This is a genomic window from Nitrobacter sp. MLSD-S21 (assembly GCF_058809865.1).
The window spans coordinates 38,382-65,189 of the sequence record NZ_JBXASZ010000010.1; the positions used below are offsets into that span (position 1 = coordinate 38,382).

Here is a 26,808-nt window from a genome sequence, read left to right on the forward strand (position 1 = left end):
TTGCCATGACAGACACACCGAATCTCGGACTGCCGTATATCGATGGCAGCCAAGCCCAGAAGCACGTCACTCACAATGAGGCGCTGCGCATTCTCGACGCGGCGATTCAGATCGGCGTGCTCGATCTGACGCTCACCGCGCCGCCCTCCAGTCCAGCGGAGGGCGAACGTCATGTGGTCGCAAGCGGCGCGACCGGCGCGTGGGCCGGGCAGGACGATACAATCGCGACCTGGCAGGACGGCGCCTGGGCCTTCCTCGCGCCGAAGACCGGATGGTGTATCTGGTCGGCGGCAGATGAGAGCCTGTTCGTGTTCGACGGTTCTGCGTGGCAGGGCGCGGGCGGTCCGTCGGCGCTCGATAACCTGGCGCATCTCGGCGTCAACACCGCTGCGAGCAGTCCCAATCTGCTCGCGGTCAAATCCAATGCCGCGCTGTTTGCCGCCATCGACGCTGCCGACGGCGGCACCGGCGACATGCGACTTCAGGTATCGAAGGAAAGCTCCGCTAACACGGCGTCGATCTTCTTTTCCGACAATTTCTCAGGTCGAGCGGAGTTCGGCCTCGTCGGCGCTGATACCTTCAAGCTCAAGGTGTCGGCGGACGGATCAAGCTGGACCGAGGCTCTCGATATCGATCAGGATACCGGGCAGGTGACGCTGCCACGCGGATTGGCACTGACCGGTGTCGTTGCTCCCGCACAGATCACGGCCGATCAGAACGACTATAATCCCGCGGGCCTTGCGGCGGCGTCGGTGCTGCAAATCAGTTCGAACGCTGCGCGCAACGTGTCCGGCCTTGCGGGCGGAGCCGAAGGGCGTTGTCTCATCGTCATCAACGTGGGCAGCCAGCCGATCACGCTGCTGAACGAAAGCGCATCGTCGTCGGCATCGAATCGTTTGTCTCTCGACAATAACCTTACGATGTCGGCGAAGCAGGCCGCGATCCTTCGTTACGACGGCACCGCCGCGCGCTGGCAAGTGATCGCGCGCGGGGCGGGGGCGGCTGCAACCAAGTCGCAGCAGCAGGCGGGCGCCGACAACACAGTGGCGGTAACGCCGGCGCATCAGCAGGATCATGACAGTGCGGCAAAGGCATGGGGCTATTTCACCCAGTCCGGCGGCACATACACCTTGTCGGCCGGCTACAACATCGCAAGCATCAGCAAAAATTCGACGGGGAATCTCACAATCGGCTTCACGACGCCCTTTGCCTCGACGAGTTTTGCACTAGTTGCCACCGTCAACCAGTTCGGAGGGGTGGGGACCACGGAAACGGTTCAGGAGGTGTTTGCGAGCCGCTCTTCATCCAGCGTGACGCTTGCCATCACCGGGACGGGCGCCGGCGGCAGCGCGATCGATCGCGCCTTCAGTGTCGTCGTCTTCGGTCGTCAGTGAATTTGCGAAAAGCATCAGATGCCCTCGCCGGGTGAAGCCCGGCTCCATCGCCAAAAGGACCAATCCAATGCCCAACGCAGCCTCGGCCGCGAACGCTTCCGCCATGCCTGATTTCGGAGCAGCGCTTCGCAAGCTCTGGCCGTTCGGCAATAGCAGAATTGCCGGGCTGGTCGAGACCATCACGGCAACGGCACCGGCCGTATTCGACGAACACGAGATCGCCACGCCGCTGCTGATTGCCCATGTCATGGCCCAGATCAGCCATGAATGCGGGGCCGGGACTGCCGTGATTGAGAACCTGAATTATTCGGCGGGCCGAATGACCCAGGTTTGGCCGTCGCGGTTTCCGAACGCGTCCAGCGCCGCGCCTTACGCGCATAATCCGCGTGCGCTCGCCAACAAGGTCTACAATGGCCGCATGGGCAATCGTGCGGACTCCGACGACGGCTGGAATTTTCGCGGCCGAGGCGCCGTTCAAACAACAGGAAGGGACGGCTATCGGCGACTAGCGGCGGCGACCGGCCTCGATGTCGTGACGCATCCCGACCTAGTGAACGATCCGGCGCACTTTCTGAAATGCGGAGTCGCAGATTTCGTCAATTGCGGATGCCTTCCGTTCGCTCAAAAAGACGACGTGCGCGGTGTCACAAAGCGGCTGAACGGCGGTTATGTCGGGCTGCGAGATCGCGAGGCGTGGCTTTCAAGATGGAAGCGTAGCCTCGGAATCCACTAAAGGGAAAATCTTTCATGCTCTCTCAAATCGTTGGGCCGGTGGATTTCAATTCCGCCGCCGTGCTTTGTGTTGCCTTCATCTGCCTTTCAGCCGTTGCGTCGCTCGCGGTCACGCGGCGCAGCCGTCTGGCCCTCGATCAGGAACTCGAACTCGCGAAGATCCGGCTTCGCAACGAGGACGAAGCCAGCAAGCGGCAGACCGACGCCAAGCGAGACTACGAGCTGGCCAGAATGGCGAGCGAGCGCGAAATCGAGTTCAAGCGCATCGATACCAATCTGATTACTTCGCACGCGCGGGTCGCGAGTGAATAGAACGACCGCCGCGCGACGGGCTCGCGCAATCCTCAAAACATTACTGGAGACAACACATGACATCGGATTCGGTGTGGCAGATCGTGCGCTACCTGCTGATCGCGGCGGGAAGCTTCGCTACCGGCAAGGGATGGGTCACCGCTGACCAGGTGACCGGCATCATCGGCGCGATCGGTACGCTCTTTACGGTGGCATGGGGGCTCTACGTCAAGGCCGACACCAGGACGGTTCGCTCGGCCACCGCCGCGCGTCCCGACGTGCCGACCGTCAGCGGCGCGACCGGCGCGGTCAAGTAATCCAGACAACAGGAGCTTTCATGCGAAAACTTGTCGCCACGATAGCGGTCGTTTCCGGTCTGGCGCTGGCAGGTTGCCAGACCGTCGCGCTGCCGTCGCTGAATCTGAACACCGCCGTTTCGCTCAATACGGTGTACGGCATCGAGAACGCCTTTGGCGTCGCGGTGAATGCCGCCAATGCCTATAAGGCGCTGCCACTTTGCCGGACGGGAACCGAGCCGGGGGTGGCCAACATCTGTGCCAAACGTTCGGTGATCGAAAGGTTGCAATCGGCGATGCGCAAGGCGCGCCTCGCCGTGAACAATCTGGTCGCGTTGCAGAAGGCCTATCCGTCCGTCGACATCACCAACGCGCTAGCGGCGGCGCGGTCGGCGCTGATCGTCGTCCAGCAAATCCTCTTATCAGGAGCATAGCGCATGGTCACCGCAGCAGAAGTAACAGCCGGCCTTGCGGCCGCTGAAGCCATCGTCAGCGCCATCGTCAAGGTCGCCCCCGCGATCGAGCAAGGCGTGGTCTCCTCGATCCCCTACGTTCAGGCCATCGCCGGCCTGATACGCGGCAGCAATGCAACCGCCGAAGAGATCGATGCGGTGCTGGCCCGGATCAACGCCGAGGCCGACGTGTTCCTGAGTCCGCTGCCGCCTGATGATGGCTCGACCACGACGTGACCTGGTAGGTCGGCTCGGCGGCCAGCGCAGGCGTGTCCGCCCCCCGGGCGGAAAAAAGGCGTAAGCGGGTTCTTGCTGTTCATTTGCCATTCACGCGGTGGCGGTCCATCTTGACGGGAGGAATCAGGAGTCCGCTTTGCGCCTTCTCGTCGTCGAAGATGATCCCGACCTCAATCGCCAGCTTACGACCGCGTTGACCGACGCCGGCTACGTGGTCGATCGCGCGTTTGACGGCGAGGAGGGACATTTCCTTGGCGACAGCGAGCCTTATGACGCGGTGGTGCTGGACATCGGCCTGCCGAAGATGGACGGCATTTCCGTGCTGGAGGCTTGGCGACGCGGGGGACGGACCATGCCCGTCCTGATTCTTACCGCGCGAGACCGCTGGAGCGACAAGGTTCAGGGATTCGACGCCGGCGCCGACGATTATGTCGCGAAACCGTTCCATCTGGAGGAAATCCTGGCACGGATGCGGGCGCTGCTGCGACGGAGCACAGGACACGCCCAATCCGAACTGACCTGCGGGCCGGTGACGTTGGATACCCGCACGGGCCGCGTCAGCGTCGGCGGCAATCCGGTCAAGATGACGTCGCATGAATACCGGCTGTTGGCCTATCTCATGCACCACACCGGTCGGGTGGTGTCGCGCACCGAGCTGGTCGAACACCTTTACGATCAGGATTTCGATCGCGACTCCAACACCATCGAAGTTTTTGTCGGCCGCATCCGCAAAAAGCTGGACGTCGATATCATCCAGACGGTGCGCGGACTCGGCTATCTGCTCACGCCGCCGGCAAATGCGCGCTAGGCAGTTTCCGGGCGTCCGTTCCAATTCGCTGGCTACGCGGCTGTTTCTCTCCGCGACCGCGTGGGTTGTGGTCGTTCTGCTCATCACCGGCGTGGTGTTGTCGTCGGTCTATCGCTCAGCGTCCGAGCGTGCCTTCGACCGTCGCCTCAACCTCTATCTTCGCACCCTGATTGCCGAAGTGACGGCGCCTGACGAGCCTGCCGATCATCAGTTCCAGTCGCTCGGCGAGCCGCTGTTCGATCTGCCGTTATCCGGCTGGTATTGGGAAATTGACCGCAGCGATCCGGACAAGAAAAAGGAAACCCGCGCGTCACGCTCGCTATGGGACAATAAGCTGCCGAAGCTGGAGGATCAGGGGATTGAGCTTTCCTTATCCGGAGTCCGCGTCGGATATGTCGACGGGCCAGAAGGGCAAACCCTGCGCATGGTGGAGCGGCCGGTCGATCTTGGCGCCGACGGCAAGTTCCGTGTCGCTGTGGCCGGAGACGCCAGCGAAATTTTCGATGAATCGCGGACTTTCGACTATTATCTCGGCGGCACATTTGCCGCGCTCACGATCGGGCTGCTTTTTACAACGATCTTTCAGGTGCGGTTTGGTCTTGCGCCGCTGAAACGCATCTCAGACGCGATCGCGGATATCCGGTCCGGCCGTGCGGAACGACTGGAGGGCGAATTCCCCGTCGAAATCGCGCCGCTCGCCCGCGAGACCAATGCGCTGATCGATGCCAACCGTGACATCGTCGAGCGTGCCCGCACCCACGTCGGTAACCTCGCGCACGCGGTCAAGACACCGCTTTCGGTTATCATCAATGAGGCCAGCTCGCATGAGCGCGATCCCTTCGCCGTGAAAATGCTCGAACAGGCCGAGATGATGCGCAATCAGGTCGCTCATCACCTGGAACGCGCCCGCATGGCTGCGCGGCTCACCGTCGTTGGAACGGTGACCGATGTCGCGCCCGTCGTCGAGGCGCTGCGCCGGACCATGGAGAAGATTCACCGCGACCGCGATGTCGCTATCGATGTCGACGTCAGCCCGGCGGCGAAGTTTTGCGGCGAGCGCCAGGATCTCGAGGAGATGGTTGGCAATCTCGTGGACAATGCCTGCAAGTGGGCGCATTCGCGGGCGTTCATTAACGTCTCGGTCCGTCCGTCTTCCGGAGCGGAACCCGCGATGTTGCGGATTATTGTCGACGATAACGGTCAGGGACTGTCGGATGCCGAGCGGATGCAGGCTTCGCAGCGCGGGCGCCGCCTTGACGAGACCAAGCCAGGTTCCGGACTGGGTTTGTCGATCGTCACCGATCTGGCGGCTCTCTATGGCGGTCGCCTGACACTGGATACGGCGCCGACCGGCGGATTGCGCGCCGAACTCTTGCTGCCGGCGGTTTGAGTTCCCGTTTCGCTGGCCCCATGCCAACTCCCTACTGTGCGCAGAACCACTTGCCGGAATGCCGACGAGAACTGGGGCGCGATCGGAAGGCCCGCGAGTTTGAATCAAATCAAAGCTTTGCTGATTTGTGTTCGAGTCTCGAACGAGCCCTTTCGCTTCCGATGGAATCGGAGCGGGATTGTGATTTTATTTGAGGTATTTTCTTCACGCGAACCGGTATCCCGTTGTCTCGAAAGTCCTCTGGCCTTCTGCAACGCATCCTTAAGACCGTCTCTGATATGACACGCTACGGCTTTCCGGTGCCCGCGCGATCGTTCGCGCGAAGATGTGCGTGCATGGACCAGACCTCGATTGAACGGCTGAAGGACTATCTCGCGCAGCTTCCGCCGAAATCGCAGGCGTTGCTTATGCGAGAGTTCGAGCGCGCGGCGGAGCGCGGCGAAGACGCCGCGGTCGCCAACCTTGTACTCGATCAGCTGCGCCGGATCGTCCGCAGATCGGGTGACGGCGAGCAGCGGAATGAAAACCCGGCTCAACATCTGTTCCGTCATCTGCATCCGTTTCTTGTGGAGGACGGCGTCGTGTTACGCCCCGGGCAGATCCGGCGCACCTCGCTCATGCCGGTCTGGCAGTGGCTGGCGCGCGAGGGTGCACCGGCCGCCGCGCACGCGTTCGAGGCTGCGTTGGCGACTCAGATTGGATCGACGTCCGATATCGAGGCGGCCGCGCGGACTTTTCAGCTGGCCGCGGCAGCCGCGATCCAGCGGACCCTCACGGATCGTTCCGATATGGATCGCCAGCGCGCACTTGGTCGCATCGGAGCCCCCAGCGTCGTTGAAGATCTGGCCGCAATCGGAGCGGTTCTGAACGCGCGCGATGCCCTCGACACCCTAAATAGCCGGCTGCCGAGTTTTCTGCACATCTTCGGCGAGTCGCAGATCGCCTCCGTGATGATGGCGCTTAATGTTCCTTCCCTGCAAACGCCGCTGGCCTTGCCGTTTGCATTGTCGCTGGTGATGCAGCGGTTGTCCGCATCGTGGCAGATCATCCGCCTGGCGGTCCGGGTAGCGGGTTCGGACGACGAGATACGAGTGGCGGCGACGCCTTATGGCGTGGCGGTCAAGATGGCGCTCGACGATCTGTCGCAGACGTCCGCAGGCTTGCGGACCGATATCCGGCGCGGCCGGTTCGAGAATGTCTCCCAACACTTGAAGACCTTGCATGATGGCGTTCGCGGGCTGCGGACCGAACTCGATATCCGCTCCGATTCAAACTGGGGTCGTCAGCTCGCGGCGATCAGGGTCAATATTTCCGAGGTTCTGCAATCGGAAATCGAGGGCGTCTCCGGCCGCGTGCGGCGTCTGCTGCGTCAGCGGCCCGACAAGGACATTCCATCCGGTGCGCAGCTCGACCCGATCGAGGTCGAGGAAACCGCCGCGTTGATCGATTTCGTCGCGGTGTGCCGGAACTACGCCAGCGAGCTGGCTATCAACGAAGTCACCATGCGGACCTATTCGGATTTGCAGCATTACGTCGAGCGGACCGCCGAAACACTGGTCGAATCGCTTCGCAACGGTGATGAGCGTGTCCGCGCATTCCGCCAGCAACAGGTCAAGGCGGTGATCCGCTTCTGCGAGGTTCTGTTTGGTCAAGACTATTCGTCGCTGATGAGCCGGGCGGCAGAACAAGCGCTCACGGTCGAACGCAAATCATCGCGGGCGGGGTGAGCAGGCAGGGGCGTTTCTGAATAAACTCCATCAAATCATGCGGTTGTGGATGTTTGCCGCCGATTGTGCCGCAATTGTCAATTGCGTCCTTTTCCCAGTCGTGATGTAACCCGGCCATCGGATCGGCCGTTTCCGTCGCCGGTCCAACGGAACCCTGATGAGATGACGTTGTGGTTTGTGTTCGCGCTGATGACCGCCGGAGCGGCTTTTGCGGTGCTGTGGCCCCTCGGCCGGTCGAGCAAGCGGCGAACCTCGGGTGGCAGCGAGACCACAGTTTACCGCGACCAGCTGGCAGAGGTCGGACGTGATGCCGCCGCGGGCCTGATCGGCGAGCCAGAGGCGGCTGCGGCGCGAGTCGAGATCGGACGGCGGCTCCTGGAGGCGGCTGATGCGGAAAGCCATCAGCCCCAAGAGTCGCAACTCTGGCTGCGTCGTGCGGTGGCGGTCGTAGCGCTGGCCGGGATACCGTTGCTGGCGTTCGTGATCTACCTTCCCCTGGGGTCGCCCCAACTGCCCGATTTTCCCCTTGCGGCGCGCATTCAAACGGCCGATTCATCGCAATCCCTAGACAACCTCGTGGCGCAGGTCGAATCGCACCTGGAAAAGAATCCCGCTGACGGCCGGGGCTGGACCGTTTTGGCGCCGGTGCTCGCAAAACTCGGTCGCTTCGATGAGGCAGCGCGCGCCTATCGCAACGTGATCACGTATGAGGGCGAAACCGCGCAACGCCGCGCCGAACTCGGCGCAGCGATGACCGGGGCCGCCAATGGCATCGTCACTGCCGACGCGAAAAACGAGTTCGAGCGAGCGGTCGCGCTGAATCCTCAGGAGGTGAAGGCGCGCTTTTTCCTCGGAATGGCCGCGGAGCAGGACGGCCGCACGACCGACGCGGTCAAGATATGGAAGGCCCTGTTGGCCGATGCGCCTGGGGATGCGCAGTGGCGTGCGACCGTACAGGAGGCGCTGGCGCAGGTCGGGGACGGCGCGCCTCGTCCGACGGACGAAGCGGTGGCCGCGGCGAACGACATGAATGAAGCGGATCGCACCGCAATGATTCACAGGATGGTCGACCGGCTTGCTGCGCGCCTGAAGCAGGACAGCAACGATGTTGAAGGATGGTTGCGGCTGGCTCGCGCCTATATGGTGCTCAATGAGCCGGAGAAGTCGCGCGCCGTGCGCGATGACGCGCGCCGCGCGCTCGGGCAGAATGAAGCAGGTTTGCGCCAGCTCAACGAAGGGTTCAAGGCGCTCGGGATAGATGGATGATCGAGGTATTTGCTTTGCGCGCAGGTGAAACATGACTCGCAAGCAGCGGCGCTTGACGATGATCGGCGGATCGCTCGTGGTGCTCGGTATCGCAGCCGCGCTGGTGCTGAATGCACTGCGCGACTCCATTGTGTTTTTTTCGACGCCGATGATGGTGTCGGAGAAACACATTCAGCCGGGGCAACGCTTCCGGCTGGGCGGACTGGTGCAGACTGGCTCGTTGGTCCGCGGTGACAATCTCGCAGTGACATTCCAGGTGTCTGACGGAAGCGCGACTCTCCCGGTGACCTACAAGGGCATTCTACCCGATCTGTTCCGCGAAGGGCAGGGTGTGGTCGCCGAGGGGGCGCTCGATAGGTCGGGTGTGTTCCAGGCCGACACCGTGCTGGCTAAGCACGACGAGACCTACATGCCGAAGGAGGTCGCTGATGCCTTGAAGAAGCAGGGGCATTGGAAGGACGATTATGGCGCGCAGGCCGGAGCTGTTGAGGCCTCGGGCAAGCCGGAGGTGTCGCAATGATCGCTGAGATCGGACATTACGCGCTGGTGCTGGCGCTCGGGCTCGCCTTGATACAATCCGTGGTTCCGATTATCGGTGCGAAACTGCACGACGGCGCGTTGATGAACGTGGCGCGCTCGACCGCGCTAGCGCAATTGCTGTTTGTCGCTGCTTCGTTTTTTGCGCTGGCGACACTGTACGTCGTTTCCGATTTCTCGGTCGTCAATGTCTTCCAGAACTCCCATTCGCTGAAGCCTTTGATCTACAAGATCACCGGCGTCTGGGGCAATCACGAAGGCTCCATGCTTTTGTGGGTGACGATCCTCGCGCTGTTCGGCGGACTGGTCGCCGCGTTCGGCAATAATCTCCCGCTGACGCTGCGCGCCCATGTGCTGGCGGTGCAGGGCTGGATTGCGACAGCGTTCTACCTGTTCATCCTGTTGACATCGAACCCGTTCATGCGGATCGCCAACCCGCCGATGGAAGGCCGCGATCTCAATCCGGTGTTGCAGGATATCGGGCTCGCGGTGCATCCGCCGATGCTGTATCTCGGCTATGTCGGATTCTCCATCGCGTTTTCCTTCGCCGTCGCCGCTCTGATCGAAGGCCGCATCGATGCAGCCTGGGCGCGTTGGGTGCGGCCATGGACGCTGGTGGCGTGGATTTTCCTTACCCTCGGGATCGCGATGGGGTCGTACTGGGCCTATTACGAACTTGGCTGGGGCGGCTGGTGGTTCTGGGATCCGGTCGAGAACGCCTCGCTCATGCCGTGGCTGGCGGGTACGGCGCTGCTGCATTCTTCGGTGGTGATGGAAAAGCGCAACGCGCTCCGGGTATGGACCATTCTGCTCGCGATCCTGACCTTCTCGCTATCGCTGCTCGGCACCTTCCTGGTTCGCTCGGGCGTGCTGACCTCGGTCCACGCCTTCGCCACCGACCCGACGCGCGGCGTCTTCATCTTGCTGATCCTCTGCACCTTCATCGGTGGCAGCCTGACCCTGTACGTCTGGCGTGCCTCCGCGTTGAAGCAGGGCGGACTGTTCGCGCCGATCTCGCGCGAGGGTGCGCTCGTGCTCAACAACCTGTTCCTGACCACCGCCTGCGCCACGGTCTTTATCGGTACGCTGTATCCGCTTGCGCTTGAGGTCATCACCGGCAACAGGATTTCGGTCGGCGCGCCGTTCTTCAACCTGACGTTCGCACCCTTGTTCGTTCCGCTCCTGATCGCGGTGCCGTTCGGGCCGCTGCTGGCGTGGAAGCGGGGTGATCTGCTCGGCGCTTCGCAACGGCTGATCGCCGCCGGCGTCGGCAGCGTGATCGCAGTGGCCGTGCTGTTGGCGTGGACACGGGGCGGCAGTACATTTGCGCCGCTGGCGATCGGGCTGGCGGTGTTCGTGATTCTCGGGGCCCTTTGCGATCTCGCCGAGCGCATCAACCTGTTCCGTACGTCGCTGGCGGTGTCCTTGCGCCGGGCGAAGGGGCTGCCGCGCTCGACCTGGGGTACGGTCTTCGCCCACGCCGGCCTCGGAGTGGCCTTGATCGGCATCGTCTGCGAAACCACCTGGAACACTGAATACATCGCCTCGATGAAGACGAACGATGTAGCGCAGGTCGGTGGCTACAGTCTGACGTTCGAGGGTACGACGCAGCAACAGCGATCCAACTATCGTGAACAGATCGCGCGCTTCACCGTCAGTCGAGACGGGCAGCCGATCGCGGTGATGACGCCGTCGAAGCGTAACTTCACGACGCGCCCGGCTTCGACTACGGAAGCGTCGCTGCTGACGCGGGGTGTGAGCCAGCTCTACATCTCGCTCGGTGATGCCTCCGCCGATGGATCGATCGCGGTGCGCATCTACCACAAGCCAATGGTGCTGTTGATCTGGTTTGGGCCGGTTCTGATGGCTTTTGGCGGCGTGCTATCGTTGTCAGACCGCCGTTTGCGGGTCGGGGCGCCGAAACCGGCGAAGTCTGGCCACGCTCTCCAGCCGGCGGAGTAAGGCCGCCATGCATGAACTCGTGCAAGCATTATCGTCGCTACGCAGACGGTTCATTGCACCGGGCAGGTTCCTGCCTGTTTTCGGCGCCGCCTTTTGTTTTGTGCTCGTGGCGGTGTCTTCCGCTCATGCGGTGCAGCCTGACGAGATCATGTCCGACCCCGCACAGGAATCGCGCGCGCGCGACCTGTCGCGCGGGTTGCGTTGCATGGTGTGCCAGAATCAGTCGATCGACGATTCTTCGGCGCCGCTGGCCCGAGATCTCCGTCTGCTGGTGCGCGAGCGCATCGCCGCTGGCGACAGCGATCAGCAGGTGCTGGATTTTCTGGTGGACCGTTATGGCGACTTCGTCCTGCTGAAGCCGCCTTTCGAGACCAGCACGCTGGCGCTTTGGCTTCTGACTCCCATTCTTCTGGTCGGCGGCGGACTGGTGCTTTGGGGATACAGCCGGCGGCGGTCGAAAGCGTTGAAGGCGGCCCAGGATACGCCGCCGCGATTGAGCGAGGAAGAAGAGGTCCGGCTCGCGAAGCTGGTGGCGACGGAACGCCCTGCGGGTGAGACGTCCAAGGGTTGAGTCGACTTCAACCTCATCTGCGTTGACATGATCGCATCCTAAACCGCGTACGATTTTTGGGATCGTGCTCCAGCGAGCGGTTTTTGGCTTTGTGTTCTGGAGTGCGACGGTTGACGACCCAGTCAGCTCACAGCGGCTCCGAGCAAAGTGTCAAAGGGTTCGCGAGAAAAAAGCGGAGAACTCACTTCAACTCCATCAGAAGCGGAAACTCGTTGATGTGCGCCAAACCGCCGCATGAGGGCGCTTGCTGTTGTTACGAAACATTAATTTCACGGCCAGCGTGCCGTAAGGTGCAAATACCCATCTTCAGGGACATGAAGTGCTGGTTTTCAGCACCTATATCAAATCTGTCTCTGGAGATTTTCGCATGATCGACTTGCCGACCTCTCAGTTAAACCCCGCTCGTTCTAAAGTCACCGCGCGCAAGTTCGCGTTGATGGCGTCGGTCGTCGCGGGCGTCGGCGTAGCCGTATACGGGTTTAACCCTTCCGCAGACAAAGCCGAGTTCTTCACCAGTCCCGCCCATGCGCAGGTGAACACCGACGTTAGCAAGGTCGCGCAGCCTATCGGCTTTGCCGACATCGTCGAGCGCGTGAAACCATCGGTGATTTCGGTCAAGATCCGTATGAAGGAGAAGGCGGAAGCCGGCGGCGAGGAATGGTCGTTCCAGCCGGGTTCGCCGATGGAACGTTTTTTTCGCCGCTTTGGCGGACCGGATGGTCTGCCTCCAGGAATGCGTGGCCGGCGTGGCCATGGCCTCGTAACAGGGCAGGGCTCCGGCTTCTTCATTTCGGCTGACGGGTATGCGGTAACCAACAACCATGTGGTCGACGGCGCCGACAAGGTCGAAGTCACGACAGACGAAGGCAAGACCTTTACCGCCAAGGTGATAGGGACCGATCCGCGCACAGACATTGCTCTGATCAAAATCGAGGGCGGCTCTAATTTCCCGTTTGCAAGACTGTCGGACGACAAGGTGCGGATTGGCGATTGGGTTCTCGCGGTCGGTAACCCGTTCGGTCTTGGTGGCTCGGTGACCGCCGGCATCGTATCCGCCAGCGGTCGTGACATCGGCACCGGTCCGTATGACGACTTCATCCAGATCGACGCCCCGGTCAACAAGGGCAACTCCGGCGGCCCGGCTTTCAACATGAAGGGCGATGTCATCGGCGTGAATACCGCGATCTATTCGCCGTCCGGCGGCAGCGTCGGCATTGCGTTTTCGATTCCCGCAAACACGGTGAAGAGCGTCGTCGCTCAGCTTAAGGACAAGGGCTCGGTGAGCCGCGGATGGATCGGCGTCCAGATCCAGCCGGTGACATCCGACATCGCCGATAGCCTCGGTCTCAAGAAAGCGGAAGGCGCGCTGGTGGCGGAGCCGCAGCCCAACGGCCCGGCGGCCAAGGCGGGTATCCAATCCGGCGACGTGATCACCGCCGTCAACGGTGACCATGTCAGGGATGCGCGAGAACTGGCGCGGACCATCGGCAGCTTCGCACCGGGAACGTCGATCAAGCTGAATATCCTGCACAAGGGCACGGACAAAGTCGTCAATCTGACGCTTGGCACCCTGCCCAACACTGTGGAAGCCCGGGCTGATCTTTATGGCGATCGTGACTCATCGCACGATAGCGACGTTCCGAGGCTTGGCTTGAGCGTTGCGCCGGCGGCGTCAGTGGCGGGTGCTGGAACGGAGGGTGTTGTTGTCGTCGACGTGGATCCAAAAGGCGCGGCGGCCGATCGCGGGTTCAAGGAAGGCGACGTGATTTTGGAAGTTGCGGGAAAGAGTGTGTCCAACTCGGCCGACGTACGCGATGCAATCAAAGCGGCACGCGCGGACGAGAAGAACAGCGTTCTGATGCGGGTTCGCACTGGCAGCACGGCGCGATTCATCGCGATACCGATCGCGAAGGGCTAAGCCTGATGCCGAAAAGTGAATCTGGATTTTTGAATAGGATTATGCCCGATCGATAAGGCTCAGTCTGGTTCAGCGCAGTTCAACCAGACTTGAAGTACGAGCCTTGCGGGAGATGGGAAGCGTCGTCGGCATCAGTCGCCCCCCGCCGACGGCACTTTCCGGGGAGCGGGTCAAAAGCCCGTTCCCTTGAGTTACCTTCCGATGGGAAAAGCCCCCCTCCGTCGGAAGGACTAGGGCGGTGAAGTTGCCCCAAGCTTCACCGCCCGTTTTTTGCGTAGTGGGGTCTGGTCTTGCAGTCTTGCGCACGGGGCATGAGCACGCCATGGTGATGGAAAGACAATACCTCTTGGACAATTCCAGTAGCCAGATGCGCCTGCTGATCATCGAGGACGATCGCGAGTCCGCAGACTACCTCGTGAAGGCGTTTCGCGAGGTCGGACATGTCGCGGATCTCGCCAGCGATGGTGAGGAGGGGCTCTCCCTTGCCGACGGTGGGGATTACGACGTGCTGGTGATCGACCGGATGCTGCCCAAGCGCGACGGGCTTTCCGTGATCGGTTGTCTGCGCGACAAGGGTATCCGGACTCCGGTGCTCATCCTCTCTGCGCTTGGCCAGGTTGACGATCGTATCAAGGGCTTGCGCGCTGGTGGCGACGACTATTTGCCGAAACCCTATTCATTTGCCGAGTTGTTGGCGCGGGTGGAGGTTCTGTCGCGCCGTCATGGCGGCCGGGCTGAGGAGACCGTCTATCGCGTCGGCGATCTCGAACTCGACCGGCTGTCGCATCGCGTCGCGCGGGGTGGGGAGGAACTGACGCTGCAGCCGCGTGAATTTCGTCTCCTGGAGTATCTTATGAAACATGCGGGTCAGGTCGTGACCAGAACCATGTTGCTCGAGAACGTCTGGGATTATCATTTCGATCCGCAGACCAACGTTATCGACGTGCACGTTTCGCGGCTGCGCTCCAAGATCGACAAAGGCTTCGAGCAGCCCCTGCTGCACACGATCCGAGGCGCTGGATACATGATACGTGATGGTGTTCACTCATCCCGAGCTTGAAATCATAGATATCCGTAACAGCGTTTCGATCAATGGACGGCAGTAACCCTATGGTCCAAGAGTGACGATCCGTGACGGCGTTCGGTAAGCTGTTCCGTACCACGGCGTTAAGGCTGACGTTGGTCTATCTGCTGTTGTTCGCGCTGTTTGCGGCCTCCCTTCTCGGGTACTTCGCCTGGAATACTCGCCGCCTGATCACCGATCAAATCACGGCGACAGTCAGCGAGGAAATCGACCTGCTCACGGGCGTGTTCAACCGCCGCGGCTTGCGCGGATTGGTTGGCGCCATTGAAAATCGGGCGCTGCGACCCGGTTCCAACCTTTATCTGGTGACGACGCCGGCAGGACTGGCGGTGGCGGGCAATGTCGGGTCGCTTCAGCCCGGTGTGATGGAGACCGCTGGCTGGGCCCAAACCGCCTATCGCCGGTTGGACGAGCAGGACCAAGCCCATCACTACGCGCTGGTTCGCGTGACCGAACTGTCGAACCATTTCCGGCTTCTGATCGGCCGCGATCTGGAGGAGCGGCATCGCATTATCGGCGTGGTTGCTTCGGCCGCGCAGTGGTCGCTGCTGATCGTCGTGGTCCTCGGCCTTTGCGGCGGCATCTTCGTGGCGAGGCGGGTGCTGCACCGGATCGACGCTATGACCGGGACCACGAAGCGCATTATGGCCGGCGACTTGAGCGGCCGGCTTCCGGTCGGTCGTAGCGGCGACGAACTGGACCGGCTGGCGGAAAACCTCAATGCGATGCTCGAACGCATCGAAGCGCTGATGAATGGATTGAGGGAGGTGTCCGACAATATCGCCCACGATCTCAAAACGCCGCTCACGCGGCTACGCAATCGCGCCGAGGAAGCGCTCGCCAAGTCCGGCAATGAAAGCGATTATCGCGCGGCATTGGAACAGACTATCGAGGAATCCGATGGTTTGATCCGCACCTTCAATGCGCTCTTGATGATCGCCCGGGCGGAATCCGGACATGCACGTGACAACATGGCCGATTTCGACGCGGCAGTGGTCACGCAGGGAATTCACGAACTCTACGAGCCGCTAGCCGAAGACAACGGGCTGAAACTCCGCGTTCAGACCGAGTTTGCGCCGCTGCATGGCAATCGCGAACTGATAAGTCAGGCGCTTGCAAACCTCGTCGAAAATGCGATCAAGTACGGGCAGCCGGCCAAGCCTGCGCAGCCGCCCGACGCGGATGAGGCCGCGGCCGGCGGCACGATACTGATCGAAGCTCGCCATGACGGCGATCGGATTATTCTCGCCGTAACCGACCATGGCTGCGGAATTCCCGAAGCCAACCGCAAGCACGCGGTCGAACGGTTTGTGCGGCTCGAGACCAGCCGGACCCTGGCGGGATCCGGGCTCGGTCTGAGCCTGGCGTCGGCGGTAGCCAAGCTGCATGGCGGCGATCTCACGCTCGACGATGCGCAGCCGGGTCTGCGCGCCACGCTGTCGCTCCCCGCGCGAAGCGCCTCAGGGCTTGCAGCCCCGACGGTGGACGTGCAACAGATTGATGCATGATTTCATCCGTTAAGGGCGACGCGGACGCGGCCTGTCTGGCGGCGCGTCTTGCGGACGGACCAAAACTGTTCGCGCCTATCGAGACCGAACGCCGGCTGGAAGATTGGCTGTCCGATCTGACACCGCAGCAATCGGGCGAGATCAGGACGCTGGCCGGTACATTTCCGCAGGTCAAAGCCATCCTGCTCGGCATCGCGGAGTCCTCGCCCTATCTTTTTGATCTGGTGTGCTCCGATCCCGACCGGATGCTTCGTCTGTTACAAGGCGATCCCGAAGGCCGTCTCGGGCGGCTGATCGCCAAGATTTGGGAAGCAGCGGAGGCCGCCGATGAAGCCGAAGCCATGCGGCGGCTTCGGGCGGTCAAGGCGGAGGCCGCGCTGTTGATTGCGTTGTGCGACATCGGCGGGGTATGGCCGGTGATGCAGATCACGGCGGGATTGACCGACATTGCCGTCGCCGCGGTTCAGAGCGCGTTGCGATTCCTGTTGCGGCAGGAGACGGGGCGTGGCCGTTTGAGCCCTCCTGATCTCGACTATCCAGAAGGCGGCAGCGGCCTGGTGGTGCTCGCAATGGGCAAGATGGGCGCCGGCGAACTCAACTATTCCAGCGACATCGATCTGATCGTGTTTTTCGATCTTGCGGCTCCGACGCTCGCGAGCGGGATCGAGCCGCAGCCCTTCTTCGTGCGCCTGACGCAGGGACTTGCGCGCCTGCTGCAGCAAAGGACCGGTGACGGTTATGTTTTCCGGGTCGATCTGCGCCTGCGGCCGGATCCCGCGTCAACGCAGGTCGCCGTCTCGACCGCCGCCGCGCTCGACTACTACGAGCGGGAAGGACGGACCTGGGAGCGTGCCGCCATGATCAAGGCGCGGCCCTGCGCCGGCGACCAGAAGGCTGGCGAGATCTTGATCGCGGAGATATCGCCCTTTGTCTGGCGCAAGCATCTCGATTTCGCGGCTCTTGCCGAAGTTCACGACATGAAACGGCAGATGCAGACCTTCCGAGGGCAAAGCGAGATCGCGGTCGAAGGCCATAACGTCAAGATCGGACGCGGCGGTATCCGCGAGATCGAGTTCTTCGCGCAGACGCAGCAGTTGGTGGCTGGCGGGCGGCACCCCGAATTACGGGTGCGTCCCACGCTCGATGCGCTGAATATTCTCGCTTCAAGCGACTGGATCACCCATCAGGCCCGGGATGAACTGACCGCCGCATATCTGTTTCTGCGAAGGGTCGAGCACCGCATCCAGATGGTCGCCGATGAGCAGACCCACGCTCTGCCCGCGGACGCCGAAGCGATGGAGCGGTTCGCTCGCTTTCTGGGGTTTGAGGATCGGGCGAGTTTTGCCGCAGAGCTGCTGGCGCACCTGGATTGCGTGCAGGGACACTACAGTCGGTTGTTTGAGGGCGACCCCGCGGGTGCAGAAAAGCTCCCGGTCGCGGATTACAGGTCCGGACCCGACGACCCGCGACTTCTCGATCATCTCACGAAGCTCGGTTTTAAGCAGCCGAGAATGGTTGCCGACACCGTCCAGCAATGGATGGCAGGCGGATATCGAGTCCTCAAGGCCGAGACGACGCGTATCGCGTTTGAAGCATTCGTGCCGACGCTGATCGACGGTTTGGCCCGTGCCGAGGAGCCGGATAGCGCCGTGGTCACGTTTGATCGTTTCCTGCAAGCGCTGCAGCGCGGCGGTCGGCTGATATCGCTGCTGAGCCAGAACAGGGATCTCGTCGCGCTGGTTGCACTTGTGCTCGGTGCGGCGCCACGTCTCGCTGATATGCTGGCTCGACGGCCCCAGATCATGGACGGGCTGATTGATCCTCGCTTTTTCGGCGCCATGCCGGATCGGCTTGAGTTGTCCACGCGGCTCTCGGCCACGCTCCAAGACGCGGATTCCTACGAGGAATTTCTCGACCGCATACGGCTGTTCGGCCAGGAAAGCCTTTTTCTAATCGGCACCCGCATCCTGTCCGGTACCGTATCTGCGCGGCAGGCGGGACATGTGTTCGCCGATGTTGCCGAGGGTATCGTTGATACCGTGCATGGGCTGGTGAATCACCAGTTCGTAAATCAATACGGCCAGATCTCCAGGCAGGAGACTGCGATTGTTGCGATGGGCAAGCTTGGCGGTCGCGAAATGACTGCATCGTCCGATCTCGATCTCATCCTGCTGTATGATTTCGATTCCGATCATCCGGATTCCGACGGGGCGCGGCCGCTGCAGGGCGCGCAATACTTCGCGCGCTTCACCCAGCGTCTTATCAGTGCATTCACCACCCGAACGAACTACGGCGTTCTCTACGAGGTCGATATGCGGCTGCGCCCGTCAGGGCGTTCCGGTCCCGTCGCCTCGCATATCGATTCATTTGCCGAATATCAGGAGCATGAGGCGTGGACATGGGAACACATGGCGCTGACGCGGGCGCGTGTGATTTCGTCGTCGCCCGACTTTTGTGAGCGGATCGAGCGAGTTATTCGCGATATCCTGATGCGACCGCGCGACGCCCGTCTTATCGCCAGCGATGTCGCGGAGATGCGCCGCGCGATCGCGCTGGAAAAAGGCGAGGACGATATATGGGACCTGAAAAATGCCGCTGGAGGCATGGTCGATATTGATTTCATCGCGCAGTATCTTCAACTCGTGCACGCTGCGGACATGCCGGACATTCTCAACGTCGATACCCAGCAGGCCCTTGATAACGCGCAGCGGCTTGGCGTGCTGTCGTTGCCGGATGCGGAAATCCTGCGGCCAGCAGCGCGGCTCTATCACGACCTGACCCAAATCCTGCGGCTCTGTGTCAGCGACAAATTCAATCCGGAAACGGCAGGCGATGATCTGTTGCCGGTGCTGGCGCGAGCGGGGGACGCTCCCGATTTTTCGGCGCTCGAGGCGCGCGTTCGCGATACTCAGGCAGATGTGCGTGCCGTATTTCTCAGATTGTTAGAAGGCAAGACTTGAGCTGCGCTCAGGCCGCCGTTCGCTCTTGGCAGTGACGGGGCAGGGTGACGCGAACTACCGTCCCCGCACCGGGTTTCGAGCGAAGCCGCATCGAGCCGCTGTGTAGGCTGACCAGCGACTTGGCTATAGCAAGGCCAAGGCCAGATCCCGCGTGGATTTTGGTCAATTGGCTTTCGACCTGCTCGAACGGTTTGCCAAGTTTGCGGAGCGCGTGTGATGCAATGCCGATTCCAGTGTCGGCAATCGTCAGAGTTATAGAATTCTCGAATATCTTGCTTCGCGCCATGACTCGCCCGCCGTCCGGCGTGAATTTGACTGCGTTGGAAAGCAGATTGACGATGATCTGCTTGACCGCGCGACGATCGGCATGGATGGAGATGTCATCATCGCTTTTGACGTCGAAGGTCAGGCCCTTGTCGCTGGTGCGGCCCGAGACGACCCGCAGCGATTCGTCGAGCACCCGGGTGAGATCGAGTGCCTCCAGGTCAAGATTCATCCGGCCCGCTTCAATCTTGGACATATCCAGGACGTCATTTATGACCTCAAGGAGATATTGGCCGCTAGCCAGAATGTCGCGGCAGTATTCGCTGTACTTCTTCGAGCCGAGGGTTCCGAACATGCCGTTGCTCATGATCTCGGAAAACCCGATGATGGCATTAAGCGGCGTTCGCAGTTCGTGACTCATGTTGGCGAGGAATTTTGATTTCGCCCGATTGGCGTCTTCGGCACGATTTTTCTCGTCCGCGTACTTCTGTGCCAGGTCCGCGAGTTCGATGGCTTGTTGCTCAAGCGTTGCCTGCGTTCGTTTAAGATCGATAACGGTCGCCCGCAGTCGGAGGTCGTTTTCGACAAGCTTTTGCTCATGCTCCTTGATACGGGTGATGTCCGTTCCAACCGACACATAGCCGCCATCCTTGGTGCGGCGTTCGCTGATGTGAAGCCAATTGCCGTCTGCGAGCTGCGCATCAAAGGTGTGCGACTCCAATATCACCGTTCCGGTTTCGGACTGCCGCGCCCTGATTTCGGGCATGCGGCCGACCTCGACCACGGTCTCGTAGGGGGTACCGACCACAACCGCGCTGTCCGGAAGCTTGTGGAGCCGCTGGAAGTGAGAGTTACAAAGTACCAGGCGGTCGTCTGCATCCCACAGCACAAAGGCCTCGGGAATGGATTCAATCGCGTCTCGCAGCCGGAGATCGGCTTCGACCGATCTTTCCGCGAGGCTCTTCTGTTCCGTGATATCGACGGCAATCCCGATCAGATGAGCGCCGCCGCTCGCATTGCGACTGAGTTCGCAACGGACGCGTAACCAGATCCAGTGTCCGCTGTTATGTCGCATCCGGAAACTTTGATCGATATGACCAATCTTTCCCGAGATGAGCTGGTCCGCTATTTCGAACAGGTCGATGTCTTCGGGATTCACCAGTGAGGTCACCTCGCCGAAGGTGAGTAGGTCGCTGCGACTTTCCAGTCCGAGCAAGGTGAACATCGATTGCGACCAGAAGATTCGGCCGCGCGACAAATCCCAATCCCAAAGTCCGCATCGGCCGCGATTGAGCGCGGTATCGATGCGACCACGGACCGCATCATTGATCAGATCACCTTCGCGAGCTCTGGTAGATTGCCAGTGAAAGGCAAAGCCTAAAATCAGGACCACGAACCCGGTCGTGGCCGACAGGGTGATCGACAACGCGGTGTCCGGGCGCCACACTGTGTCGGCTTCCTGAACGACGGTGACCTGGCCCAGCAATGATCTGACGACTCGCTGGACCGCAAGCGCGCTGCTGCCATCCAGCAGGACGATGTCGGCGACGCTTGCAGGCGACGTGCCGCGCAAGGCCGGCGATTGTGTGATGTTGATGAGTTCGAATATCCGGCCACTTTCGCCGGATTCGGTCCCGATCGGCACCCGCGCGAGAACGCGTTGATCAGCGCCGGTGACGATGACGTGGCGACCGGCGGCAGCGCCCCAAGATGGAATGAGCTTTGGCAAAAGGTTTTGGAGGCGCTCGATAGAGGCGGAGCGCTTTTGATCGACGACGCCGGCATGCTCAAGCTGTTCTGCCAGAAGATCGGCAAGTGCCAGCAGATCATGTTTCGTCATTACCTGCTTTTGCCGCGTCTGATCGATGACTTGCACCAGCGCGCCAACGCATATCGTCACAAGGAAAGCGATGATCAGGGCTGGGACGGCACGTCGAAGCAAAGGCTCGGCGGTCAGCAGTCTACGATAGGCTGGTTTCGCGATCGATTGCGCCAATCCTTTGATCGAATCGGATTGAGCGCAAGCGCTCGCCGCCTGAGCGCGCGCCATGCCTTTAGCCCCCGTGTGAATTTTTCCGCACATCGGAGTAATTTCTGACTTCTCCGAATCACTCCGATTTGAATCCACTTTTTTGAATCTGTCGAGAGTCAACGATTCGTTAACGCGAAGAATTTTGTCCAACAGAGAAATTCAGTACCTAGCTGCCGTTGCCGCTTGAGTCCGAAACGAGAACATGTGAGCGGCGAGGATTTTCAGCTTTCGCGCGGTGGCTCCGCGTGGCTGATGACGCGCTTAACGCTCGGGAATGCGCGACGCAGAGCCCGTTCGATCTCATCGACGCTTTCGTGCACCTTGGCGACACTCATCGACGGCGCGGCGCGGCAATGGAAGTTGACGATTTCGCCGGCTTCGGTGTCTCTGACTCGCACGTTGTGAATGTCGTGGATCGCCCCGCCGGCGGCGAAACCAGACAAGGCTGTCCGGATGGCGTGGATACGCGTGGGGACAGCATCGGTCCCGAGCGGAAGCTCAGGCTCCAACGGCTCGATGTGCGTATCCACTTCGACATCTGCACCGAACTCGTGACGAATATCATGCTCCAGCCGATGCGCGATTGCATGGGCATCCACCAGGGGCATTTCGCCGTCGACCTCGAGGTCGATGCTGACCGTCAGCTTTTCTCCAAGGTCATGCACCGTGACGTGATGAATCGCGAGACCCGAATTGCGAGCAATCACCATGATGCGTTCGCGTACGCTTTCGTTGTCGCGAGCGACCGGTATCGCAGTAAACGTCAAATCAGCATCGCCGAGAGCGGCGGACACTGCGTTCTGCGCCTGCTGTTTGATGGCGTCGATGCGGTCGATCGGATAGGTTCGAGGGACTTCGGCGGTCACATCGACGAAATGCCGAGGACCGACCATTCTCACCCTTAGTCTCGCGATGCCGACGACATCCGGCAGCGCTCTGATCGCCGCGTCTGCTCGTTCGGCAACACCATCCGGCGCACGATCCAGGAGGGTTTCGATGGTGGCGCGTCCGAGCCGTAAACCCAGAATGGAAATCAGGACGGCGACGCCGATCGCAGCAGTGGCGTCGCCCCACGCGTAGCCCAGTCCAGACAGCGTTAACCCGATGATGACCGCGATGGATCCCAGGACATCGGAGGCAAAGTGCAGGGCGTCGGCCTCCAGCGCCTGACTGCGGGTGTCGAGCGCGGTTCGGTGCAGCACACGGGCGCGCCAGGCATTGACGACAATGTCCGCGACCAGCACGACGAACGGAATGGCGGAGAGGGTCGGCGGCGGCACGCCTTCGCGCAAATGAACGTAAGCCTGCACCACAATGCCGCCGGCAAGGACATACAGCATCGCAATGACACCGAGGGCCGAGAGACTCTCGATTTTGCCATGGCCATAATGATGTTCGGCATCGGCGGGACGGTCGGAAATCCGCACCACAATCCACGTGACGATCGTGGCGACCAGATCGATCGAACTGTGCAGCGCCTCGGAAATCAGCGCCAGGCTGCCGATCGCAATTCCGACCACGAGCTTGATCGTCGCCATGCTGGCGCTGGCCATCATCGAGATGGCGGCGACTTTGGTTTTTGACTTGGAGGCAAGGCGTGACATCTGCGGGGTTTAGCAGCCCGCCACCCAGGATAAAAGCGCGGCCCGATTGCGCAAGCGCCTTTCATTTGCAGACTCTGTTATTGCGAATTGTTCTGATTATAAAGCGGTTGAGCTGCGGTTAACGACGCTCATGTGTTATCGGGATACTGATCCACGCAATCGCGCGGTAAGCCAGCCGATCGCGGCAGCGCCGACAAGGCCGAGACACGCCGCCGCGGCATCAACTAGAAAATCCTCTAGCCGCGCATGGCGGCCGGGCGCCCACAGTTGCATGATCTCAAGAAGGCCGATCAGGAGGATGGCTACCGCCGCGACGCGTAGCCGTCGCTGGGGAAACGAAAGGCCCACCGCGAGACCAAGCAGAATGAAGGCTAGCGCGTGTTCGCCATCTTGTCCGAGCGGGGCATGCGGACGATAGCGCGCCGGCCCGAGTGTCGCGAACACGACCGCCGTGATCAGAACGAAAGCGCCGATGCGGAAGAAAATCTTCATCGCTGGCGCATAGCACAATTTGCCGCTACGGGAAGGCCGCGTGAACCGCAGCCGCGCTTTACATCTGCGGGCCGCGCCGGCCCGAGTCGAAGCATTCCTGAAGGCGGCTGCGGGCAATTCCTGCTCGTCGAACCGCCCCCGACCGTGGTTTTGCTTGCAAATCGCTGGGGGAGACCAGCCCTGCGGTCGAAGTAAGCTGTTATAAATCCCACAAGGCGTGTTTTTTTCGTTGGATTTGGAAATATTGTTTTCTGGGCCGAATCAACAGACAGGATCGATGATGGCAACCCAGATGACGAAATCGCAGCTCGTTGAGAAGATCTCGGCTCAGGCCGGATTGTCCAAAAGTGACGTAAAGGGCGTTCTCGAGGCGCTTGCGACGACAGGTTACAAAGAGCTTAAAAAGACCGGTGTCTTTTTGGTTCCGGGTTTTGCGAAGTTCGTGGTTATCAAGAAGCCGGCGACCAAGGCGCGCAAAGGAACCAACCCTTTCACCGGTGAACCCATGACTTTCAAGGCGAAACCCGCCCGAAAGATCGTCAGAGCGCGGCCGGTCAAGGCTGCGAAAGACGCGGTGTGATGCAGGGGCCCTTCGGGGCCCTTGTTTTTCCAAGCGCTGGTTCGATGTTGAGGCTTGCCTACGGTTCATCCGCAGGTGCCGATTGGGTCGAGGTTTTTGCCGGTATCTCGGTAACCGGTATCAGGCCACGGGTATGTTCCAGATGTCCTCGGCGTATTCCCGGATCGTGCGGTCCGAAGAAAACCAGGCCATGCGCGCGACATTGAGTATGCTGGAGTGAGTCCATTCCGGACTGTCCCACTTTGTGTCGACAGCGCGCTGCGTGCGGTAATAATCGTCGAAATCGGCAGATACCAGATAGTAGTCCAGAAACCGCAGCGCGTGAGCAATGGGCACGAAACGCGAAACGTCATCCGGCGAAAATACACCGCGCTCGATGGCCTCGATCACGCCAGCCAGTTTCGGCGACGACGCTATGACATCGGTTGCATCCAGCCCCATGGCGCGGCGTCGTACAACTTCATCCGCTTTCATGCCGAAGATATAGATATTTTCTTCGCCGACATGTTCGGCAATTTCAATGTTGGCGCCGTCGAGCGTTCCGATTGTGATTGCACCATTCAGCGCGAGCTTCATGTTGCCGGTGCCTGACGCTTCCATGCCTGCGGTGGAAATCTGTTCGGACAGATCGCTCGCCGGGACGATTACTTCAGCAGCGCTGACGTTGTAATTGGGAATGAAGACGACCTTGAGAAGATCCCTGATTCGAGGATCGTTATTGATCACATTACCAATGTCATTGATGAACTTGATGATGAGCTTGGCCTGCCGGTAGCTCGCGGCGGCTTTTCCGGCGAAAATCTTGACGCGCGGCGTCCAGTTGCCTTGGGGGTCCGCCAGGATGGCCTGGTAAAGGGCGACTATCTCAACCGCGTTGAGAAGCTGGCGCTTATACTCATGGATGCGCTTGATCTGGACGTCGAACAGTGCCGACGGATCGGCGACTATCCCGAATTGTCTGGCTATGATCTGGGCGAGCGCAGTCTTGTTGGTTCGCTTTATGGCTCGAAATCGCTGTTGAAACGCAGGGTCATCCGACAACCTCTCCAGCATCCGTAACCGTTCGGGCTCATCGAGAACTGCGGCTCCGCATGCATCCTGCAGCAGGGAGGTGAGTTCCGGATTGCACTGATGCAGCCAGCGGCGGAAGGTAATTCCATTGGTCTTGTTCGTAATGCGATCCGGATAAAGGCTGTTCAGATCGGAAAATACGGTCTCACGCATGAGTTCGCTATGCATGGCTGAAACGCCATTGATGCGATGAGAACCGACGAACGCAAGATGACCCATGCGGACACGACGGCCGCCGGTCTCGTCAATCAGCGACACCGAGGCTTGCGACCGCGTGTCTGCTGCAAAATGTTTCTCCGCAGCTGCAAGATGATTCACATTGATCCGGTAAATAATATCGAGATGCCGCGGCAACATCCGTTCGAACAGTTCGACCGGCCATGTCTCGAGCGCCTCAGGCAACAGCGTGTGGTTGGTGTAGGAGATTGTCTTCGTTGTGATGTCTAAGGCATCGTTCCAGCCAATGTGATATTTATCCATCAGCAGCCGCATCAGTTCGGGAACGGCCAGGCTGGGATGGGTGTCGTTGAGCTGGATTGACGCATGGGACGGCAGAGACCGGAGATCTCCGTCGGTGTAGAGATGACGGTTGAGAATATCCTGCAACGAGGCGGAAACAAAAAAGTATTCCTGACGCAGGCGCAACTCGCGCCCGGCTGGTGTCTCGTCGCTTGGATATAGAAATTTCGATATCGCTTGTGCCCGCGCCATCTCGGACATCGCGCCGAGGTGATCGCCGCTGTTGAAGGTATCGAGGCGCATCGGATCGACCGCGCGCGCGGACCATAGCCGCAGCGCATTGACGTGACGGCCGCGCCAGCCGACGATCGGCGTATCGTACGCGATCGCCTGGATGGTCTCATCGGGTATCCATCGTGTCTGGCTTTCCTGCCCGTGCTTCTCAATGCGATCGAGATGTCCACCAAACTGGATGTCGAACACGACATCACCGCGTTCGAACTCCCACGGGTTTCCTGAGAGTAGCCACTGCTCCGGAAACTCTTCCTGCCATCCGTCTGAAACAATCTGGCGAAACAGCCCGTGTTCATAGCGGATGCCATAACCTCGTGCTGGAATCGCGAGCGACGCCATGCTTTCCATGAAACATGCGGCAAGTCGGCCGAGGCCGCCGTTTCCGAGCGCCGCATCCGGTTCGACATCGCGTAACTCGTCGAAGTCGATACCGAGATCCTCGATCGCCATTCGGAATGGTCTCATCAGCGACATATTCGTCAGCGCGTCTGTCAGCAACCGTCCGATCAGGAACTCAAGCGAGAGATAATAGACGCGCTTGGCGCCATGATTCTGAGTGGCCCGATCGGACTTGAACCATTGGTAGACGATGCGATCACGTAGCGTCAGCGCCGCCGCTATGTACCAGTCGTGAATGTTGGCATGTTTGACGTCCTTTCCCGCCACCAGAACGATCTTGGACAGGATCGCACTCTTGATTTCCGCGACGATGTCATCGTCTTCAAGCTCGGGCCACGCCGATGCGTCCTCTTGGAGGCGACGAAGTCGCTTTGGCGAAATCTCTAAAACCATCCAATCTCCCGATCTGTTTCCGCCTGGATCACTCGTAAGCCGCAACTGGCACGACTTAGAGTATGTGACGCCTTCTGCAGTCCGGGA

Annotated in this window: 22 protein-coding genes; 18 read left to right on the forward strand and 4 right to left on the reverse strand. The window is 60.6% G+C overall.

From position 1 onward, the window contains the following. Positions 1–5 precede the first annotated feature (5 nt). From AC1RT6_RS19595 to AC1RT6_RS19675, 17 genes are all read left to right on the forward strand, one after another. Positions 6–1,394 carry a DUF2793 domain-containing protein gene (locus AC1RT6_RS19595; protein WP_338013161.1) on the forward strand — a complete coding sequence of 463 codons (1,389 nt, stop codon included), beginning with the start codon at positions 6–8 and terminating at the stop codon, positions 1,392–1,394. Between the two features lie 67 nt (positions 1,395–1,461). After that, positions 1,462–2,127 (forward strand): glycoside hydrolase family 19 protein, encoded by a 666-nt coding sequence (locus AC1RT6_RS19600; protein WP_079446297.1) that lies wholly within the window; start codon positions 1,462–1,464, stop codon positions 2,125–2,127. A 14-nt stretch (positions 2,128–2,141) separates the two neighbouring features. Beyond that, the gene (locus AC1RT6_RS19605) at positions 2,142–2,438 is read left to right on the forward strand and encodes a hypothetical protein (RefSeq protein ID WP_079446233.1); all 297 of its coding nucleotides are present in this window, start codon (positions 2,142–2,144) and stop codon (positions 2,436–2,438) included. Between the two features lie 56 nt (positions 2,439–2,494). Then, on the forward strand, positions 2,495–2,734 hold the full coding sequence (locus AC1RT6_RS19610) for a Pam3-gp28 family putative phage holin (RefSeq protein ID WP_079446234.1): 240 nt from the start codon (positions 2,495–2,497) through the stop codon (positions 2,732–2,734). A gap of 20 nt (positions 2,735–2,754) precedes the next feature. Then, on the forward strand, positions 2,755–3,147 hold the full coding sequence (locus tag AC1RT6_RS19615) for a hypothetical protein (protein WP_079446235.1): 393 nt from the start codon (positions 2,755–2,757) through the stop codon (positions 3,145–3,147). A gap of 3 nt (positions 3,148–3,150) precedes the next feature. Continuing rightward, positions 3,151–3,402: a hypothetical protein gene (locus AC1RT6_RS19620; RefSeq protein ID WP_079446236.1), complete on the forward strand. Its 252-nt coding sequence runs from the start codon at positions 3,151–3,153 to the stop codon at positions 3,400–3,402. Positions 3,403–3,538: 136 nt separating this feature from the next. Beyond that, positions 3,539–4,210 carry a response regulator transcription factor gene (locus AC1RT6_RS19625; protein WP_079446298.1) on the forward strand — a complete coding sequence of 224 codons (672 nt, stop codon included), beginning with the start codon at positions 3,539–3,541 and terminating at the stop codon, positions 4,208–4,210. Further along, positions 4,200–5,600 carry a sensor histidine kinase gene (locus tag AC1RT6_RS19630; RefSeq protein ID WP_079446237.1) on the forward strand — a complete coding sequence of 467 codons (1,401 nt, stop codon included), beginning with the start codon at positions 4,200–4,202 and terminating at the stop codon, positions 5,598–5,600. Before AC1RT6_RS19625 ends, AC1RT6_RS19630 begins: the two co-directional genes overlap by 11 nt. Positions 5,601–5,935: 335 nt before the next feature. Next, positions 5,936–7,327: a hypothetical protein gene (locus AC1RT6_RS19635; RefSeq protein ID WP_493029616.1), complete on the forward strand. Its 1,392-nt coding sequence runs from the start codon at positions 5,936–5,938 to the stop codon at positions 7,325–7,327. 162 nt (positions 7,328–7,489) lie between these two features. After that, on the forward strand, positions 7,490–8,593 hold the full coding sequence (ccmI, locus tag AC1RT6_RS19640) for a c-type cytochrome biogenesis protein CcmI (protein ID WP_079446239.1): 1,104 nt from the start codon (positions 7,490–7,492) through the stop codon (positions 8,591–8,593). Between the two features lie 31 nt (positions 8,594–8,624). Further along, positions 8,625–9,113, forward strand: a complete 489-nt coding sequence (ccmE, locus tag AC1RT6_RS19645; RefSeq protein ID WP_079446240.1) for a cytochrome c maturation protein CcmE — start codon at positions 8,625–8,627, stop codon at positions 9,111–9,113. After that, positions 9,110–11,092 carry a heme lyase CcmF/NrfE family subunit gene (locus AC1RT6_RS19650; protein ID WP_079446241.1) on the forward strand — a complete coding sequence of 661 codons (1,983 nt, stop codon included), beginning with the start codon at positions 9,110–9,112 and terminating at the stop codon, positions 11,090–11,092. The genes ccmE and AC1RT6_RS19650 overlap by 4 nt, the downstream gene beginning before the upstream one ends. 7 nt (positions 11,093–11,099) lie before the next feature. Then, positions 11,100–11,663, forward strand: a complete 564-nt coding sequence (locus AC1RT6_RS19655) for a cytochrome c-type biogenesis protein (RefSeq protein ID WP_079446242.1) — start codon at positions 11,100–11,102, stop codon at positions 11,661–11,663. A 367-nt stretch (positions 11,664–12,030) separates the two neighbouring features. Next, entirely contained in the window at positions 12,031–13,581 is a 1,551-nt protein-coding gene (locus tag AC1RT6_RS19660) for a Do family serine endopeptidase (protein WP_079446243.1), read from the forward strand. Between the two features lie 322 nt (positions 13,582–13,903). Continuing rightward, the gene (locus tag AC1RT6_RS19665; RefSeq protein ID WP_079446244.1) at positions 13,904–14,641 is read left to right on the forward strand and encodes a response regulator transcription factor; all 738 of its coding nucleotides are present in this window, start codon (positions 13,904–13,906) and stop codon (positions 14,639–14,641) included. Positions 14,642–14,712: 71 nt separating this feature from the next. Beyond that, a complete protein-coding gene (locus AC1RT6_RS19670) occupies positions 14,713–16,173 on the forward strand; it encodes a sensor histidine kinase (RefSeq protein ID WP_079446245.1) in 1,461 nt (486 codons plus the stop codon). Further along, positions 16,170–19,133 (forward strand): bifunctional [glutamine synthetase] adenylyltransferase/[glutamine synthetase]-adenylyl-L-tyrosine phosphorylase, encoded by a 2,964-nt coding sequence (locus AC1RT6_RS19675; RefSeq protein WP_079446246.1) that lies wholly within the window; start codon positions 16,170–16,172, stop codon positions 19,131–19,133. The genes AC1RT6_RS19670 and AC1RT6_RS19675 overlap by 4 nt, the downstream gene beginning before the upstream one ends. Before the next feature lie 7 nt (positions 19,134–19,140). Here AC1RT6_RS19675 and AC1RT6_RS19680 read toward each other — a convergent pair whose 3' ends face one another. From AC1RT6_RS19680 to AC1RT6_RS19690, 3 genes are all read right to left on the reverse strand, one after another. Then, complete coding sequence (locus AC1RT6_RS19680) at positions 19,141–21,447, reverse strand: PAS domain-containing sensor histidine kinase (RefSeq protein ID WP_493029617.1); 2,307 nt, start codon at positions 21,445–21,447, stop codon at positions 19,141–19,143. Between the two features lie 203 nt (positions 21,448–21,650). Then, on the reverse strand, positions 21,651–23,033 hold the full coding sequence (locus AC1RT6_RS19685) for a cation diffusion facilitator family transporter (RefSeq protein ID WP_079446248.1): 1,383 nt from the start codon (positions 23,031–23,033) through the stop codon (positions 21,651–21,653). Between the two features lie 135 nt (positions 23,034–23,168). Continuing rightward, positions 23,169–23,525, reverse strand: a complete 357-nt coding sequence (locus AC1RT6_RS19690) for a VanZ family protein (RefSeq protein WP_079446249.1) — start codon at positions 23,523–23,525, stop codon at positions 23,169–23,171. A gap of 280 nt (positions 23,526–23,805) precedes the next feature. On the opposite strand from AC1RT6_RS19690, the gene AC1RT6_RS19695 reads away from it, so the two are divergent. Continuing rightward, positions 23,806–24,105 (forward strand): HU family DNA-binding protein, encoded by a 300-nt coding sequence (locus tag AC1RT6_RS19695; RefSeq protein ID WP_079446299.1) that lies wholly within the window; start codon positions 23,806–23,808, stop codon positions 24,103–24,105. Positions 24,106–24,225: 120 nt separating this feature from the next. On the opposite strand, the gene AC1RT6_RS19700 is transcribed toward AC1RT6_RS19695, so the two are convergent. Further along, on the reverse strand, positions 24,226–26,721 hold the full coding sequence (locus AC1RT6_RS19700; protein ID WP_087881126.1) for a glycogen/starch/alpha-glucan phosphorylase: 2,496 nt from the start codon (positions 26,719–26,721) through the stop codon (positions 24,226–24,228). Positions 26,722–26,808: the final 87 nt, after the last annotated feature.